General features: G+C 66.1%; 17 protein-coding genes. 7 read left to right on the forward strand and 10 right to left on the reverse strand.

Features of this window, described 5'->3' with window-relative positions; translation table 11 throughout:
* Window positions 1-58: 58 nt before the first annotated feature.
* Genes arsB through F3W81_RS16365 form a run of 6 tightly spaced genes read right to left on the reverse strand, consistent with a single transcriptional unit; the run spans window position 59 to window position 5,386 of the window.
* Entirely contained in the window at window positions 59-1,117 is a 1,059-nt protein-coding gene (gene arsB, locus F3W81_RS16340) for an ACR3 family arsenite efflux transporter (protein ID WP_193080286.1), read from the reverse strand.
* Window positions 1,114-2,310, reverse strand: coding sequence for an organoarsenical effux MFS transporter ArsJ (arsJ, locus tag F3W81_RS16345; RefSeq protein WP_193083965.1), 1,197 nt, complete (start codon window positions 2,308-2,310; stop codon window positions 1,114-1,116). Before arsJ ends, arsB begins: the two co-directional genes overlap by 4 nt.
* 53 nt (window positions 2,311-2,363) lie before the next feature.
* Complete coding sequence (locus F3W81_RS16350; RefSeq protein WP_193080287.1) at window positions 2,364-3,362, reverse strand: ArsJ-associated glyceraldehyde-3-phosphate dehydrogenase; 999 nt, start codon at window positions 3,360-3,362, stop codon at window positions 2,364-2,366.
* The gene (locus F3W81_RS16355; protein WP_193080289.1) at window positions 3,359-4,129 is read right to left on the reverse strand and encodes an arsenate reductase/protein-tyrosine-phosphatase family protein; all 771 of its coding nucleotides are present in this window, start codon (window positions 4,127-4,129) and stop codon (window positions 3,359-3,361) included. The genes F3W81_RS16350 and F3W81_RS16355 overlap by 4 nt, the downstream gene beginning before the upstream one ends.
* A 55-nt stretch (window positions 4,130-4,184) precedes the next feature.
* Window positions 4,185-4,823: a ChrR family anti-sigma-E factor gene (locus F3W81_RS16360; RefSeq protein ID WP_193080291.1), complete on the reverse strand. Its 639-nt coding sequence runs from the start codon at window positions 4,821-4,823 to the stop codon at window positions 4,185-4,187.
* The gene (locus F3W81_RS16365; protein WP_319022267.1) at window positions 4,823-5,386 is read right to left on the reverse strand and encodes a sigma-70 family RNA polymerase sigma factor; all 564 of its coding nucleotides are present in this window, start codon (window positions 5,384-5,386) and stop codon (window positions 4,823-4,825) included. Before F3W81_RS16365 ends, F3W81_RS16360 begins: the two co-directional genes overlap by 1 nt.
* 208 nt (window positions 5,387-5,594) lie before the next feature.
* Here F3W81_RS16365 and F3W81_RS16370 point away from each other — a divergent pair, with 208 nt between their 5' ends.
* From F3W81_RS16370 to F3W81_RS16400, 7 genes are all read left to right on the forward strand, one after another.
* Window positions 5,595-6,887 (forward strand): NAD(P)/FAD-dependent oxidoreductase, encoded by a 1,293-nt coding sequence (locus tag F3W81_RS16370; protein WP_193080293.1) that lies wholly within the window; start codon window positions 5,595-5,597, stop codon window positions 6,885-6,887.
* Window positions 6,884-7,642 (forward strand): DUF1365 domain-containing protein, encoded by a 759-nt coding sequence (locus tag F3W81_RS16375; RefSeq protein WP_193080295.1) that lies wholly within the window; start codon window positions 6,884-6,886, stop codon window positions 7,640-7,642. The genes F3W81_RS16370 and F3W81_RS16375 overlap by 4 nt, the downstream gene beginning before the upstream one ends.
* Entirely contained in the window at window positions 7,642-8,796 is a 1,155-nt protein-coding gene (locus tag F3W81_RS16380; protein ID WP_193080297.1) for an SAM-dependent methyltransferase, read from the forward strand. Before F3W81_RS16375 ends, F3W81_RS16380 begins: the two co-directional genes overlap by 1 nt.
* A complete protein-coding gene (locus tag F3W81_RS16385) occupies window positions 8,789-9,301 on the forward strand; it encodes a chalcone isomerase family protein (protein ID WP_193080299.1) in 513 nt (170 codons plus the stop codon). The genes F3W81_RS16380 and F3W81_RS16385 overlap by 8 nt, the downstream gene beginning before the upstream one ends.
* Window positions 9,302-9,307: 6 nt before the next feature.
* Window positions 9,308-10,543, forward strand: a complete 1,236-nt coding sequence (locus F3W81_RS16390) for an MFS transporter (RefSeq protein ID WP_193080300.1) — start codon at window positions 9,308-9,310, stop codon at window positions 10,541-10,543.
* A 54-nt stretch (window positions 10,544-10,597) separates the two neighbouring features.
* Window positions 10,598-11,341, forward strand: coding sequence for an SDR family NAD(P)-dependent oxidoreductase (locus F3W81_RS16395; RefSeq protein WP_193080302.1), 744 nt, complete (start codon window positions 10,598-10,600; stop codon window positions 11,339-11,341).
* Window positions 11,342-11,555: 214 nt separating this feature from the next.
* The gene (locus tag F3W81_RS16400; RefSeq protein WP_193080303.1) at window positions 11,556-12,698 is read left to right on the forward strand and encodes an MFS transporter; all 1,143 of its coding nucleotides are present in this window, start codon (window positions 11,556-11,558) and stop codon (window positions 12,696-12,698) included.
* 5 nt (window positions 12,699-12,703) lie between these two features.
* Here the strand turns inward: F3W81_RS16400 and F3W81_RS16405 are convergent, their stop codons facing one another.
* The 4 genes from F3W81_RS16405 to F3W81_RS16420 are packed head-to-tail and all read right to left on the reverse strand — an operon-like array spanning window position 12,704 to window position 16,365.
* On the reverse strand, window positions 12,704-13,480 hold the full coding sequence (locus F3W81_RS16405) for a maleate cis-trans isomerase family protein (protein WP_193080305.1): 777 nt from the start codon (window positions 13,478-13,480) through the stop codon (window positions 12,704-12,706).
* Entirely contained in the window at window positions 13,471-14,781 is a 1,311-nt protein-coding gene (locus tag F3W81_RS16410) for a TRAP transporter large permease (RefSeq protein ID WP_193080306.1), read from the reverse strand. Before F3W81_RS16410 ends, F3W81_RS16405 begins: the two co-directional genes overlap by 10 nt.
* Before the next feature lie 7 nt (window positions 14,782-14,788).
* Window positions 14,789-15,340 (reverse strand): TRAP transporter small permease, encoded by a 552-nt coding sequence (locus tag F3W81_RS16415; RefSeq protein ID WP_193080308.1) that lies wholly within the window; start codon window positions 15,338-15,340, stop codon window positions 14,789-14,791.
* Between the two features lie 11 nt (window positions 15,341-15,351).
* The gene (locus F3W81_RS16420; RefSeq protein ID WP_193080310.1) at window positions 15,352-16,365 is read right to left on the reverse strand and encodes a TRAP transporter substrate-binding protein; all 1,014 of its coding nucleotides are present in this window, start codon (window positions 16,363-16,365) and stop codon (window positions 15,352-15,354) included.
* Between the last annotated feature and the right edge of the window lie 16 nt (window positions 16,366-16,381).

Genomic DNA, 16,381 nt, shown 5'->3' on the forward strand with positions numbered 1-16,381 from the left:
GGCCTCCCCGTCATCTTGCCTGTAAATACTTCCGCCGGAGGCTGGCGCGCAGCGCCAATCAGGCCTTGCGCACAGCCTTCGGTTTCGGTTTTGCCCGTGCCCGCTTCGGCTTGGGGAATCTTGCTTGCGTCCGGTTGGCGAACCAGACCAGCGACAGCATCACCGGCACCTCGACCAGCACACCGACCACGGTGGCCAGCGCCGCTCCCGAGTTCAAGCCGAACAGGCTGATCGCCACCGCCACCGCCAGCTCAAAGAAATTCGACGTCCCGATCAGCGCACAGGGCGCCGCGATCTTGTGCGGCACCTTCATGGCAAAAGCCGCGCCATAGGCGATGGCGAAGATCCCATAGCTCTGGATCAGGATCGGCACTGCGATCAGCGCGATGATCAGCGGATCATAGAGGATCACATCCCCCTGCAACCCGAACAGGATCGCCACCGTTACGATCAGCCCCCCAATCGACACCGGCTTCATCTTGGCTGTGAAGGCGGCAATCGCCTTCGCGCTCCCCAACCGCCGCCGTGTCAGGATGCCCGCTACCAAGGGCGCGGCGACAAACAGCAGCACCGACAGGATCAGCGTGCTCCAGGGCACGACGATATCCGTGACCCCCAGCAGGAAGGCCACCAGCGGCGCAAAGGCCACCACCATGATCAGATCGTTCACCGTCACCTGCACCAGCGTATAGGCCGGATCGCCCTTGGTCAGGTTCGACCAGATGAACACCATCGCCGTGCAGGGCGCCGCCCCCAGCAGGATCAGCCCGGCGATATACTCTGGCGCCAGCTCTGCCGACACGATCGGCGCATAGATGTGGTTGAAGAACAGCACCGCCAGCGCCGCCATGGTGAAGGGCTTGATCAGCCAGTTCACCACCAGTGTGATCACCAGCCCCTTCGGCTGCTTCATCACGCCCGAGATCGCCCCCGGATCGACCCCGATCATCATCGGATAGACCATCGCCCAGATCAGCACCGCCACGACAAGGTTCACATGCGCCACCTCGGCGCCCGCGATCAGGTCGAACAGCCCAGGCATCACGCTGCCGAGGCCAACGCCGATGGCAATCGCCAGCACGACCCACAGGGTCAGGTATCTCTCAAACAGGCTCATCTGCGGGTGTCCTTCTCTTCAAGCCGCCCCGCGCCATAGCGACTGAGCAGCAGCATCACCGCCGCGGTGGCCAGACAGGCAGGCAGCCCGCCCAGCTGATAGCTGAGGCCCGACAGCAGCGTGCCCAGCAATCGCCCCGCAGCATTGGCCATGTAGTAGAAACCCACGTCCATTGTCACCCGCTCGCCCGAGGTAAAGGCGAGGATCAGGTAGGAATGCAGCGACGAATTCACCGCAAAGACCGCTCCGAACACCAGCAGCCCCGCGACGATCACCCCCGTCAGCCATGGCGCAGGCTCGCCCGCCGCGCAGACCAGCACCGCCAACAGCGCCGGCACCGCCACCAGCGCGGACACCCAATGACGGGCCGAGGCGACGAGGTCGCCTTCGGACCGGCTTTTCGCCCTGAGCAACCTCGGCGCCCAAGCCTGCACCGCGCCATACAGGATCGTCCAGACGGCCATGAAGCTGCCAATGGCAAAGAAGGCCGCGCGGTTGCCCGCCTCGGTCCCGTCAGACAGTACCGCGTAGAAATAGATCGGGATGCCGACGACGAACCAGACATCGCGCGCGCCGAACAGGAACACCCGCGCAAAGCTCAGCCAGTTGACGTTTGTGTCCTTGGAGAAAACCTCGGAAAACTTCGCCCCCTTGCGCCCCTTCGGCAGCCCCTCCGGCATCCAGAGCGCCACGGCGGCGAGGATCAGCGCCAGCACCAGCGCCATCCCCAGCACCGAGCCGGTGAAGCCCACGACCCCCAGCAGCACCGCGCCGAGCAGAAAGCCCGCGCCCTTTACCGCGTTCTTCGACCCCGTCAGCACCGCGACCCAGGCGAACAGCCCACCCTGACCCGCAGGCGCCAGCAGCTTGACCGCGGATTTCGACGACATCTTCGCCAGATCCTTGGCCACGCCGGACGCGCCCTGCACCGCCATGACATAGGCGACCGATCCCCAAAGGCTCCACGCGGGGTCGAGCGCCGCCAGCGCGACCAGCGCCAGCACCTGCAAAGCAAGCCCGGCATAAAGCGTCCGCGTCAGCCCGAACCGCGCCGCGATCCACCCCGCCGACAGGTTCGTCACGACCCCCGCCACCTCATAGAGCACAAACAGATAGGCCAGCTGCACCGGCGAAAAGCCAAGGCCATGGAAATGCAGCAGCACCAGCATCCGCAGCGCCCCGTCGCTGAGCATAAAGGCCCAGTAGGCGGCGGTGACGGCGATATAGGCGGACAGGCCAGCCGGTCTCACAACGCGTCGCCGACCATGCGGGCGACGTCGATCAGGCGATGCGCATAGCCCCACTCGTTGTCATACCAGGCATAGATCTTCACCTGCGTGCCGTTGATCACCATGGTCGAGGGCGCGTCGATGATCGAACTGCGCGGGTCATTGACGTAATCCGCCGAAACGAGCGGCCGCGTCTCGTACCCCAGAATCCCGCGCAATGGCCCCTCGGCAGCGGCCTTGAGCAGCGCGTTGACCTCCTCGACACTGGTGGCGCGCTCCACCTCGAAGACGCAATCGGTGAGGGAGGCATTCAGCAGCGGCACCCGCACCGCATGGCCGTTCAGCTTGCCGGTCAGTTCGGGATAGATCAGCGTGATCGCCGTGGCGCTGCCGGTCGTCGTCGGGATCAGCGAATTCAACGCCGAACGCGCCCGCCGCAGATCCTTCGCGGGGCGGTCCACCATGGTCTGCGTATTGGTCACATCGTGGATCGTGGTGATCGAGCCGTGCCGGATGCCCAGCCCCTCATGGATCACCTTCACCACGGGGGCGAGGCAGTTTGTCGTGCAGCTCGCCGCCGTGACGATCCTGTGCTGATCCGCGTCGTAATCGTGGTTGTTCACGCCATAGACGATATTGGCGGTCGGCCCGTCCTTGACGGGGGCCGAGACGATGACCTTCTTCACCCCGGCCGCGAAATAGGGCGCCAGCGCGGCCTCGGTCTTGAATTTGCCGGTGCAGTCGATAACCACGTCGACACCCTCCAGCGGCAGGGCGGCCAGTTCCTTGGTGCCGATAAAGGGCAGGCGGGTGCCGTCGATGGTGACGCTGGTGTCATCCGCCGAAATCTCGGCCCGCCAGCGGCCATGCACCGTGTCGAACTCCAGCAGATGCGCATGCATCGCGGCGTCGCCGGTGGCATCGTTGATCCAGGCGATCTTCGCGCCGCTTTCCAGCAGCGGGCGCAGCGCCAGCTTGCCGATGCGGCCAAGTCCGTTCAGGGCGTAGGTGGTCATGCGGGTACTCCGGTATGGGCTATCGCGTCGAGGCCGCGCTGCAGGGCAGCCCGGTCGTGCGTGTCAACGGCCAAGGAAAGGAAAGCTGTGAGGCGCTGGTGCAGCGCGGCATAGGTCTGTTGAAAATCGCCCAGAGTCACCGGGTCGGGCAGACCCCAGTGGCTGGTCAGGGGCTGGCCGGGAAAGGCCGGGCAGTCCTCGTTCGCGGCGCGGTCGCAGAGGGTCAGCACGACGTCGACCTGTTCAGGCACCGCGTCAAAGCCCTTGCTGTGCAGGCCGTCCGTGTCGTGCCCCTGTGCGCGCAGCACCTCAAGCGCGAGCGGATGCGGCGCCCCGGCGGGCTGCTTGCCCGCGGAATGGACCGCAAAGCGCCCTGCGCCGAGGTCGCGCAACAGTGCCTCGGCCATCAGTGAACGGGCGGAATTTCCGGTGCACAGGAACAGCACGCTGCGCGGCGCGGCCAGAGGCGCAAAGCACAGCTCCGGTCGGCTGCGGCAGCAATCGGCAAAGAGGTGGTTCAACATCATCGCGGCCGAGCCTACCTCGGCTCTGTAACGCAGCGATGTGCCCAGGCGGTCCTGCGTGATCAGCGCCGCCTTGCGCAGCGCCGAGAGGTAGACCGAGAGGGTAGAGTTCTTCAGCCCCGTTGCCTCCGCGATCTCGCCAGCAGGCAGAGCATCGGGGTAGCGGCGCATCAGCAGCCGCCAGATGCGCAGGCGTTGCGGGTGTCCAAGGGTGGCAAGTTGCGCGGCGAGTTCTATTTCCATATTTCATGAAATAGGGGAGGGGCCGCCGCCGCGCAAATGAAGCTTTTGTAACGCCTCAGATGCGCAGGAAGGGCTGCGCCAGCCTCGGCAGGATCGAGTTGAAGCGCAGCCGCGCATCCGTCGCCGCAAGGCAGATGCAGGGCGCGCCTGCGTCGGCGGTCGGCGTATGCTCCAGATCCTCGTTCGCGACCTCGACGTCACCGACGCGGAACTGCCCGGTCTCATCGCTGAACGCCCCCGACAGCACCATCGTCAACTCGATCCCGCGGTGGCCGTGATCCGGCACCGCCATACCGCCGGGGATATAGAGCAGGCGGACCGAGCCCTTGCCATCCTCAAACAGGATCTGCTGGCGCACGCCGCCGCCGGCCGAGCGCCAGCGCGGTGGCTGGTTGCCAAGGGCTGCGGCGATGGGGCCGGGGTAGATGTCCATCCGCGGCACAGGCGCGGCCTGCACGGGCGCTTCGTCGAGACGGTCCATGACGCGGGCCAGCAGGTCGCCCTCGATCGGCAGCTCTGCACTCGTCGCCTCAAGCGCGGCACCGGCCAGCGTCTCATGCGCCTCAAGCGCCGCACGGCAGTCGTCACACATCGAGACATGCGCCGCGACGACCATCTCGAAGGCCGGCGGCAGGGTACCGGCGACATAGCCGGCAATCATTTCTTCGGGGATATGATGTGCAATCGCGCTCATCAGTTTCGCAAGTCCTTCAATTCATGCCTCAGACGGTCCAGCCCAAGGCGGATACGCGATTTGATCGTGCCCATCGGCAGGCCGGTTTCGGTCTGTATTTCCCGGTGCGTCAGGTCGCCGACATAGGCGCGCACGATCAGGTCGCGTTGTTCGGGGCTGAGGCGGCTCAGTGCCTCTTTCAGCTGGCCGGCCTCCTGCTCAAACGCGAGCAGATGGCCGGGATCTTCTTCGGGGCGCGTCTGCGTCTCGATCTCTTCGGGCAGCGGGCGCTGCGCCTTGCGGGCAATGTCGATCTGACGGTTGCGCGCAATCTTGTAGATCCAGCCAGAAACCTGCGAGCGCGCAGGATCAAACTGCGCCGCCTTGTGCCAGACCGCCAGCATGACGTCCTGCACGATATCCTCGGCCGCCGCCGCGGGCACCCCCGAACGCATCAGCATCCCCTTAATCCTCGGGGCATAAAACCCGAAGAGCCTGGCAAAACTGGCGCGGTCGCGCTGGTCGCGCACGGCAAGCATCCACTCGATCTGTTCTGTCCGGTCCGTGTTCTGAACTTCGGCCAAATTCGCTCTGCCTTTCCGCGTCGCGGCACACGTCCCCCGAAAGCGGGGGCGCATCTGGAATAGTGTCGCAGGCATTGGGTCAGGGTTCAACATATGCCAGTTACGCAGGCCATCTCAGACCGGATCACAAATTTTTATTTGTGATAGGAGTGAACTGTTCGGTGCCCAGCGCCGTACCTTTAACCAACACGTCATACAGGGAGCGACCATGTCATTCGACGCGCTATCGATGCGACCCCAGCGTATTGCCATCATCGGCGGTGGTATTTCCGGGCTGGCTGCGGCCTATATGTTGTCGCCGCACCACCGGGTCACGCTGTATGAGGCCGAGGCGCGTCTGGGCGGCCATGCCCGCACCGTGATGGCAGGTCTGCACGGTGATCAGCCGGTGGATACCGGCTTCATCGTCTTCAACTACGCCAACTATCCGCATCTGACGGCGATGTTCCGCGACCTCGACGTGCCGGTCGAGAAAAGCGATATGAGCTTTGGCGCCACCATCAACAACGGCCAGGTCGAATACGGCCTGCGCGACATTGCCGCCGTCTTCGGGCAAAAGCGCAACCTGCTGCGCCCCGGCTTTGCCCGTATGGTGCGCGACATCCTGCGCTTTAATGCCCGGGCTGAGGCGACGGCGCGCGACGACACCATGACCGTCGGCGATCTGATGGCCGAGCTGCGCCTCGGGTCGTGGTTCCGCGATTATTACCTCAAGCCGATCTGTGGCGCGATCTGGTCGACCCCGCCCGAGGGCATCACCGCCTTTCCGGCCCGCTCGCTGGTGCAGTTCTTCCGCAATCACGCGCTGCTCTCGGCGCAGGGGCAGCACCAGTGGTGGACGGTCAGCGGCGGCTCGATCGAATACGTCCGCCGGATCGAGGCCTTCCTGCGCGCCAGTGGCACCGAGATCCGCACCGACGCCGCCATCCGCGCCGTCACCCGCGACGGTCTGCGCCCCGAGGTGCATATCGAAGGGGCCGAGCCTGAGGCCTATGATCAGGTCATCCTCGCCTGCCACTCCGATCAGGCGCTGCGCCTGCTGGCCCAGCCGACGGCTGTCGAACACAGCGCCCTTTCCAGCGTCGGCTATCAGGACAACCACATGATCCTGCACCGCGACGTCAGCCAGATGCCGCGCCGCAAGGCCTGCTGGTCGTCCTGGGTCTACAAGGCCGACACCACTGCGCAACAGAGCCAGATTGGCGTCACCTACTGGATGAACCGCCTGCAAAACATCGACGAAAGCGATCCGCTGTTTGTCTCGCTCAACCCCTGCCAGTCGATCCCGGACGACCTGATCTACGATCAGAAGACCTTCCGCCACCCGGTCTTTGACGGCCCCGCCGTTCGGGCTCAAAAGCAGATCCAAGCGATGCAGGGCGAGAACAACACCTGGTTCGCCGGGGCATGGCTGCGCCACGGGTTTCACGAGGACGGCTTTGCCAGCGCGGTGCGCGTCGCCCGTCAGCTGGACCCGGCCCTTGCGATGCTGCGGACATGACCTTCGCCCCGCAACAGATTTCCGGCCAGACGGTGCACGCCCGGCGCGGCGCGATTGCCCACAGTTTTCGCTACTCCGTCGACTATGTGCTGATCGACCCCGACAGCGACCAGACCCCGCTGCTGTTCTCGCGCAATGGCTTCAACCTCGCCTCCGTGCAGGACCGCAACCATGGCGGCCTGCGCGGCCACGGGCGCGGCGTTGTCTGGGCGCGTGAGGTGCTGGCCGAACGTGGGCTTGCCGCCGTGCGCATCAGCCAGATCCTGTTGCTGACCCAGCCCGGTTTCCTCGGGGCGCTGTTCAACCCCGTCTCCTTCTGGCTGGTCTATGAAAAGGCCGCCCTGATCGCTGTAATTGCAGAGGTCAACAACACCTTCGGCGACCGTCACAGCTATGTCTGCGCCCACCCTGGCTTCGCGCCGATCAGCGCCGAGGATCACCTCGGCGCGCGCAAGATGATGCATGTCTCGCCGTTTCAGGACGTCGCGGGGGACTATGACTTCCGCTTCGATATCCGTGACGACCGCGTCGCCATCTTCATCAACCACGGCAACGGACCAGAGGGGCTCTATGCCACGCTCACCGGCCCACGCCGCCCGCTGACCAGCGCCGGCCTGCTGCACTCCGCCCTATGGCGCCGCCCCCTCGGGGCGCTGCGCACCGTCGCGCTGATCTATTGGCAGGCGATCCGCCTGAAACTGAAACGCGCCCCCTATCGCACCCGTCCGGCCCCCCCGGCTGAGGAGATCTCCTGATGCCCATCCTGACCAACCGCCTGAAGTCCGAGTTCCTGAAAAGCTGCGAGGTGATCGAGACCGGCCGCCTGCGCCTGATCACCCCCGAAGGCGACGTGCACACCTTCGGGCACAGCGGCATCGAGGCCGAGATGAAGATCAACGACTGGTCCGCGATTTCTGCCGCCCTCGCGCGCGGCGACGTCGGTCTGGGCGAGGCCTATATCGAGGGTCTCTGGGATACCCCGTCGATCGAGGCGCTGACCATTCTGGCGCTGAAGAACCTCGACCAGTTCCGCAAATATGCCTACGCCAGCCCCTGGCAAAGCTTCAAGTTCCGCACCATCGACCGCCTGCTGCGGGCCAATTCGCGCACCGGCGCGTCCAAGAATATCCGCGCCCACTACGATGTCGGGAACGAGTTCTTTCAGCTTTGGCTCGACCCCTCGATGACTTATTCGTCGGCGTTGTTCAGCCCCGGCGACATGGACCTGGGTCGCGCCCAGATGCGCAAGTACGATCGTATCCTCGACCGCGTCGAGGGCGAGCGTCTGCTCGAGATCGGCTGCGGCTGGGGCGGTTTTGCCGAACGCGCCGCAGGGCAGGGGCGGCATGTCACCGGCCTGACCATCTCACCCGCGCAGAAGGGCTACGCCGACGCGCGCCTTGACGGGCAGGCCGAGATCCAGCTGCGCGATTACCGCGACAGCGACGGCAAGTTCGACGGCATCGTCTCGATCGAGATGATCGAGGCGGTGGGCGAACGCTACTGGCCGACCTTCTTTGCCACGCTGAAGGACCGCCTTGCCGATGGCGGCCGCGCCGTGGTGCAGGCGATCACCGTGCCCGACCGCTATTTCCCGACTTACCGCAACAGCTCGGATTTCATCCGCCAGCACTCTTTTCCCGGTGGCATGTTGCTCTCGGATGGGCAGATCGCGCGGGCGGCGAAGAATGCGGGCCTGACCGTCACCGACAGCTTCGCCTTTGGCCACGACTACGCCCAGACCTGCCGCACATGGCTGGCCCGGATGGAGGACGAGGCCCGCCGTATCGAAAAGCTCGGCTATGGCGAGGCGTTTCTGCGCAGCTGGCACTACTACCTCGGCATCTGCGCCGCGTCTTTTGCTGTCGGGCAAACCGACGTCGTTCAGGTGGAGCTGCGCCATGCGTAAGACCCTCGCCCTTCTCCTCGCCCTGCTGGCAGGCCCCGCCTTCGCCCAGCAGGTGCCGCCCGATGCCGCCCGCATCGTCTCGCCCGCCCAGCTGCTCGGGCAGGCGCGGTTCACATGGCTCGGCATCCACATCTATGACGCGAACTTGTGGAGCAACGCGGCCCCCTTCGCATGGTCGTCGCCGCTGGCGCTGCAGCTGACCTACGCCATGGGCATCGACGGCGACGACCTGCTCGACACCACGATGAAAGAGATCACCCGGATCGAGGGCGCCAGCGCCGACCTGCCCCAGCTGAAACAGGTGCTGGCCAAATGTATGGGCACCGTGGCCGAGGGCGACAGCTACACCGCCGCCTCGGCCAGCGCCGACCGCCTGACGATGTGGCTGAACGGCACTCAGACCTGCGATGTCACCTATCCCGGCGTCAAACAGCGCTTCCTTGGGATCTGGCTGGCCGACAACAGCCGCAGCCCGGACCTGTCGCGCCAGTTGCGCGGCAGCTAGGCCCCGATGCAACCGCTCAGACGTTGGCGGATTCTGCCTTTCGCCGCCATGCTCTCGGTGGCGGGGTTGCCGCTCTATATCCATCTGCCCCGGTTCGCGGGGGCTGAGCTCGGCCTCAGCCTGTCGACCGTCGGCGTCATCCTGATCGCCATACGCGTGCTGGATTTCGGCCAGGACCCGGCGCTCGGCTGGATGGTCGACCGCTGGCCGCGCGCCCGCCCCCTGTTCGCCGCGCTCGCCTGCGCGGCACTGGGCCTCGGCTTTTTGCTGCTGTTTTCCGTGCCGCCGCCCATCGCGCCGGTGCTCTGGGTGACGCTGCTGCTGGTGGTGATCTTCACCGCCTACAGCCTCGCCACCATCCTGCTCTATGGCCAGACCGAGGCAATAGCGGCACAGGAAGGCCCCGGCGGCACTGGCCACCTCGGAGTCGCCGCATGGCGTGAAACCGGGCTGGTCCTCGGCGTGCTGGTCGCTGCCGCTGCCCCCAGCCTGCTGGCGCTGCTGGCGGGTGATGATCTGACCTATCCGCTGTTCGGCCTGCTGATTGCGGCGCTGGCGCTGGCGGGGGGCTGGTGCGCGCGCCCGCTCTGGCGGCTCCGCGCGCCCAAGTCCGCGCCCCTGACGCTCAGCGCGCTGGTCGCCTCGGGCGGGGTGTCGCTGTTGCTGCTGGCCTGCCTGAACGCCTTGCCGACCGCGCTGACCTCGACCCTGTTCCTGTTCTTTGTCGAGGACCGCCTGCGCCTGCCCGATCTGGCGGGGCCGTTCCTGATCCTGTTCTTCCTGTCGGCGGGGGTGGCAGCCCCGCTCTGGGCGCGGGCGGCGGCGCGCTTTGGCAACTGGCCGGTGCTGGTCAGTGGCATGACGCTGACGATCCTCGCCTTTGCCGGCGCGGGGCTGCTGCCCGTGGGCGCCGCCCTTGGTTTTGCCGTGATCTGTGTCGCCTCGGGTGCGGCGCTCGGCGCGGATCTGGTGATTCTGCCGGTGCTGTTTTCCACCGCTCTGGCGCGGGCGGGTCTGTCCAGCGGTCAGGCCTTTGGCCTCTGGTCGATGGCCACCAAGCTCTCGCTCGCCCTCGCAGCCGTCGCCACCCTGCCGTTGCTGCAATCTTATGGATATGTCCCGGGCGGCGAGAACACGCCGAAAGCCCTGCAGGTTTTAAATATTTCTTACGCGATTTTACCATGCGGTATGAAACTGATTGCGCTACTCGCCGTTCTTACTAGACGGGTGCCGGTGATCTGAGACCGTGTTGTTTCGCTCAGGCCACATTTTAGTGTTTTTGGAAGGATAGCGGCCATGGCCCCACGTAGTCTGCAGGGCAAGACGTACTGGATCATCGGCGCAAGCGAAGGTCTGGGCCGCACGATCGCGCGGGAAATGTCGCGGCTTGGGGCGCAGGTCATCCTGTCTGCCCGCACCGAAGACCGTCTGAAGGATCTCGCCGCAGATATCCCGGGCGCACAGGTGTTGCCGATGGATGTCAGCGATCTCGACTCGGTCAAGGCGGCGGTGGAGGTCGGCTCCAAGGCGGATGGTCTGATTTACTGCGTCGGCCAGTATGACCCGATGACCGCGCAGGAGTGGAACCCCGACAAGGCGGAACAGATCTGCGAGGCCAACTTCATGGGGGCCATGCGGGTGCTCGGGCGCACCGTGCCCGGCTGGGCGGCGCGCGATTATGGTCATATCGTGCTGATCGGATCGCTGGCGGGGTTCAAAGGCCTGCCCGGTGCCATCGGCTATGGTGCCAGCAAGGCCGCGCTGCGCCACCTTGCCGAAGATATGTATATCGATCTGCAGGGCACCGGCGTCCAGGTGCAGGTGGCCAACCCCGGGTTCATCCGCACCCGCCTGACCTCGAAGAACGAATTCTCGATGCCGCAGCTGATGGACCCGCAGGAGGCCGCCTATTACGTCATGGGCCTGATCCGCGATCCCGGAACGCGGCAGATCAGCTTTCCTCGGCCCTTCGCCTGGGTGTTCACCGTACTGGGCCGGATTTTGCCCTTCCGTCTTTACGCCAGGATCGTCTCTGACTGAGGCACGCACTCAGGCACCCGCGGCGCTGACACCAGTCCCGCCGCACCAGATCAGGCCCGCACCAAATTGCGGGCCTTTTTCATGCGCTCCACGTTCAGCTCCTCTGGCGGGCAACGGCCCTAAGCCGCAAATCGGCGTTGAGATCCCTGCGCGCTCCGGTCTAGGTAAGGCGCTGAGATCCCCCGTGACTTTCCTTGATCCAAAAGGGTGCGCCATGACAAAGCTGCTGACCCCGCGCCGCTCGGTCTGTGCGGCCTTTGCACTGAACGGTTTGCTGCTGGGCGCATGGGCGTCGCGCGTGCCCGCCGTCGTCGAAAAACATGGGCTGAGCGAATCCGGCTTTGGCATCCTGCTGCTGGCGATGGGGGTCGGCGCGCTGGTCTCCTTTCCGCTGGCGGGGCGGCTGGCGGATGGCTTTGGCGCGGTGCGTCTGACGCGCTGGATCATGCTCGCCTATCTGACCACGCTGATCCTGATCGGCCTTGCGCCCACGGTGCCGCTGCTCGGCGTGGCGCTGTTCTTCTTCGGGATGAGCCACGGCGCGATGGATGTCACGATGAACAGCTGGGCCAGCGAGGTCGAGAAGCATCTGCGCCGCTCAATCATGTCGTCCTTTCACGCGATGTGGAGCCTCGGGGCCGGTCTGGGCGCGGCGACGGGCTTTGCCGCGACCAGCTGGGATCTGTCGATCGCGGCGCATTTCCCGCTGGTGGCGCTGCTTGGGGCGGGGCTGCTTGCACCGCTGACGCGGGCGCACTGGACCTCGACAACCCGGCCCCACGACCGCAGCGCCCCGGTCTTTGCCCTGCCGCGCGGCCCGCTGGTGCTGGTCGGCGTGATCGCCCTGTCCGCCGGGCTGGGCGAGGGGGCCCTCGCGGACTGGAGCGCGATCTTTCTGGCCGATGTCACCGGCGCCGGGCCGTCGCAGGCGACCCTTGGCTATGCGGCCTTCTCCGTCACCATGGTGGCGATGCGGCTGTCGGTGGACCCCCTGATCACCCGTCTGGGGCCTGCGGTGGTGGCACGCGCGGGGGGGCTGGCGGCCGCGCTCGGCATCGCCATTGCGACCGGGTTCGCCACGCTTCCCGCCGCGCTGCTGGGCTTCGTGCTGATGGGGGTGGGCTATGCTGCGCTGGTGCCTCTGGCCTTCAGCCGCGCCGCCGCCGATCCCGTCGTGCCGCCGGGGCAGGGCATCGCCTCGGTCGCGACGCTGGGCTATGGCGCGATGCTGCTCGGCCCGCCGGTCATCGGCTTCGTGGCCGAGGTCAGCTCCCTGCGTCTGGGCTTCGTGCTGCTGGGCGGTTTTGCCCTGTTGGTCGCGCTGGTCGCACCGGTGCTGCGGCGCGCCCCCGCCTGAGCGGCTCAGGCGGGCGGATACATCAGCTTCAGCCGGTCTTGCCAGCGCGCTCCGCTCAGCCAGTCGGGCAGATCGGTCGCGCCCAGCGATTGCCAGTCGCGCGCCTGTACGGCCGCCCAGACCAGCGCGACATTGCACGAGATCGCCGGGATCAGCCCCTCCGCATGGCCCGCCAGCATCGGATAGAGCGTCGCCATCCCGGTGCCCAGCATCAGCACCGCATCCGCGCCACTGGCCGAAAGCTCGCGGTAGGCCGCCAGAACGCCATTGCCGGTCATGGCATAGATCGGGTGAAAGGCGTCTGTCTCCAGCGCCGGGCCGGTCTTGGCCACCACCTCGAACCCGAAACTCTCCCAGTAGGGGGTCGAGTGCCTGTTCAGGCTCTCGGGGTAGGGCGTCAGCAGGGCGATCTTTTTCGCCCCCATCAGCCGCAGCGCCGCGACCGAGGCCAGCGCCGCCGTCAGGAACGGCTTGCCGTGGCTGCTCTGCACCTCGTCGACCAGCCGGGCCTCGGCCTCTGCCCCGATCAGGTAGGATGCCCCGGTGCAGGCCGCCGCGATCACGTCGATCGGCGCATTGGCGAACTGGCCCGAGGTGGCGTTGAACTTGCCGGTGTAATCGACCAGCCGCGCCTCGATACTGTCCAGCGAGGAGGTCAGCCGCGCGTTCAGCATCGACCAATGCGGCGGCAGCAGCGCCCAAAGCTCGGGCTCAACCGTGGTATTGGCCTGAGGGGTCAGCACGCCGATGGTGCCGGCGTTGCCGTATTCCTTCACAGCCATCCCAAGACTCCCGGTAGCCAGAGGCTGAGCGCCGGGAACAGGATCAGGACGACCAGCCGGGCGATGTCAGCAAAGATGAAGGGCACGACGCCCCGGAAAATCGTGCGCAGCGGCAGGTCATGGGCCATGCCGTGCAGCACGAAGACGTTGATGCCGATGGGCGGGGTGATCATCCCCAGCTCGATCACCACGATATTGACCACGCCCCACCAGATCGGATCGTAGCCGAGGCCGATGATCAGCGGATAGACGAAGGGCAGGGTCAGCACCATCGCAGCAATGGTGTCGAAGATTGCGCCGAGGATCAGGTAGAAGACCATCAGCAGGCACAGCACCAGCAGCGGCGGCAAACCAAGGCTCTGGATCCATTCGACCGTGGCCGAGGGCAGGCCCGACAGCGTCGCAAAGTAGGAAAACACCGAAGCCCCGATGATCATCACGAAGATCATGCCCGTGTTGGCGGCTGTATCGCCAAGCGCGGCGAGGAACTTGCGCACCGTCAGGCGACGCCGGAAGATCGCCAGCAGCAGCGACACGGTGGCCCCGACAGAGGCGGCCTCGCTGACCGTGAAGATGCCGGAATAGATCCCGCCGGAGACGATCACGGCCAGCAGCACCACTGCCCAGCTCTGCGCCGTGACGCGCTTTCGCTCGGGCCAGCTGGTCCGCGCGCCCACCGGGGCGGCGTCGGGGTTGCGGCGCACCACGATGTAGACGGCGGCGAAATAGAACACGACCGCCAGAATGCCCGGCACCATCGCCGCCAGAAACAGCGCGATGATCGAGTTTTCGGTCAGGATGGCATAGAGGATCATCACCACCGAGGGCGGGATGATCATCCCCAGCGTGCCCCCCGCCGCGATGGAGCCTGCGGCCAGCGACTTGGCATAGCCGCGCGCCAGCATCTCGGGCAGGGCGATGCGCGCCATGGTGGCGGCGGTTGCGACCGACGACCCGCAGATCGCGCCGAACCCGGCGCAGGCGCCGATGGTGGCAAAGACCAGCCCGCCGCGCTTGTGCCCAAGATAGACATAGGCCAGCTTGTAGAGCTCGCGCGACAGCCCGCCGATATGGGCCAGGTTGCCCATCAGCAGGAACATCGCGATCACCGCAAAGCCCTCGGACGCCATGGAGGAGGACGGCTCGGTCGCCAGCAGCGTCAGCGCCGGGCCGAAGCCGATGATCAGGCCGCAGCCGACCACGCCGATCACGCCCATGGCGATGCCGACGGGCACCTGCAGCAGGATCAGCACGAACATCGCCGCAAGGCCCAGCAGGCCTGTGGTATAGGGGTCGGACATCATGATCTCACTTTGCCTCCAGGTCGGACATCACGTCCTCGTCGTCGCGCAGGGTGGCAAGCGCGGGCAGCTCGCCGCAGCGCAGCGTGGCGCGGATCCACTCCAGCGCGACATAGGCCTGCACCGGCACGCAGACGGCCATCACGGCGGTGGTCACATACCACCAGGGTGCCAGCGCCAGCCCGATGGTGCGGGTGGTGCGCCCGCCGTGTTCGAACTGGCCGGTCAGCCGGATGAACTGCCAGGTCAGCAGCGCAAAGAACACCAGCGTCACCACCGCGCCAAGCGCCTCAAGCGCGGCATGCACCCGCGGCCCGCCAAAGGTGCCGAAGACGCGCACCGTCACATTGGTCTGGCGCAGCAGCCCTGCCGGAAAGCAGCTGGCAATGACGAGGGGAAAGACCACCTCGCCATAATCCGAAAAGCCCGAAATCCGGGGCAGCCAGAGATAGCGCGCCGCCCCGTCGTAGGTGATCAGCAGCGCCATGATCACAAGGCCCGAAAACCCGATGAAGGCCGCGGTTTGCGTGATCCGGTCAAGTTTTTGGGCCGTGGTCATGGCGCGCTCCATCAGTTCTGGGTCCGCATCTCGGCCAGCAGGTCGAGGGCGGCGTCATAGACGGCCTGACCATTCGGCGTCGCCGCGATCCAGGCGTCGTGGATCGGCTTCACCGCTTCGCCGTAAGCCGCCATCTGGTCCTCGGTTGGCACCACGATGGCGATGCGTCCCTCGGCTTCGACCTCCTTGCGGATCTCCTCACCAGCGCCGGCATAGGCGTCGCCCCCGGCCTGGGCAAAGGCCGCCCCGCCGTGCTTCATCACGATCTCCTGCAGCGCGGGTGGCAGGCTGTCCCATTTGCGCGCGTTCATCAGCAGCAGGAAGGGGATCGCCCCGGCGGGCACCTCGATGGCCTCGCTGACCAGCGGCAGCGACTTGAAGGTCTTCATGCCGGTCCAGCCCTGAATGGCGCCGTCAACCGTGCCCCGGCTCAGCCCTTCGTTGAACTCGGCCGAGCTCAGCGTCTGCGGCGCCGCGCCAAGGCTTTCCAGCCATTTCGCCTGAATCGCCCCGGCCGAGCGGATCTTGAGGTTCGACAGCCCCTCCAGCCCGCCAACCGCGTCCTTCATGAACAGCGCATTCGGCTCAGCCGCGAAAAAGCCGACGACATGCACGCCGTCAAAGCCCGTCAGCAGCCCCATCTCGTTCAGCTTCCAACCGACGAGAGAGGCCTCCTGCGCCGTGCGGAACAGGAACGGCAGCTCGAACAGCCCCATCTCGGGGAACTGCCCCGAGGTGTAGCCGGGCAGAACCCAGGTCACATCCGCGACGCCGTTCTGGACCAGCTCGAACTGCTTGAACGGGTCCTTGCCCAGCGTGCCGCCCCAGAAGGGCTGCATGCGCACGCTGTCCCCGGCTTCGGCCTGCACGGCCTCCAGCCAGGGCTTGATCACCTTGGCGACCCCGGTGCTCTGTTCCGGCACGAACGAGCCGACCTTGATGCTGTCCTGTGCCAGCGCCGGGCTGGCAAGGGACGACGCGAGCGCAACAGCCAGCGTGCTGGCGAGTGTTCTGAAGTGCAACATGACGTGAAACTTCCTT

Origin of the sequence: Pseudooceanicola spongiae (assembly GCF_014899185.1) — a bacterium.
Taxonomy (GTDB): domain Bacteria; phylum Pseudomonadota; class Alphaproteobacteria; order Rhodobacterales; family Rhodobacteraceae; genus Pseudooceanicola; species Pseudooceanicola spongiae.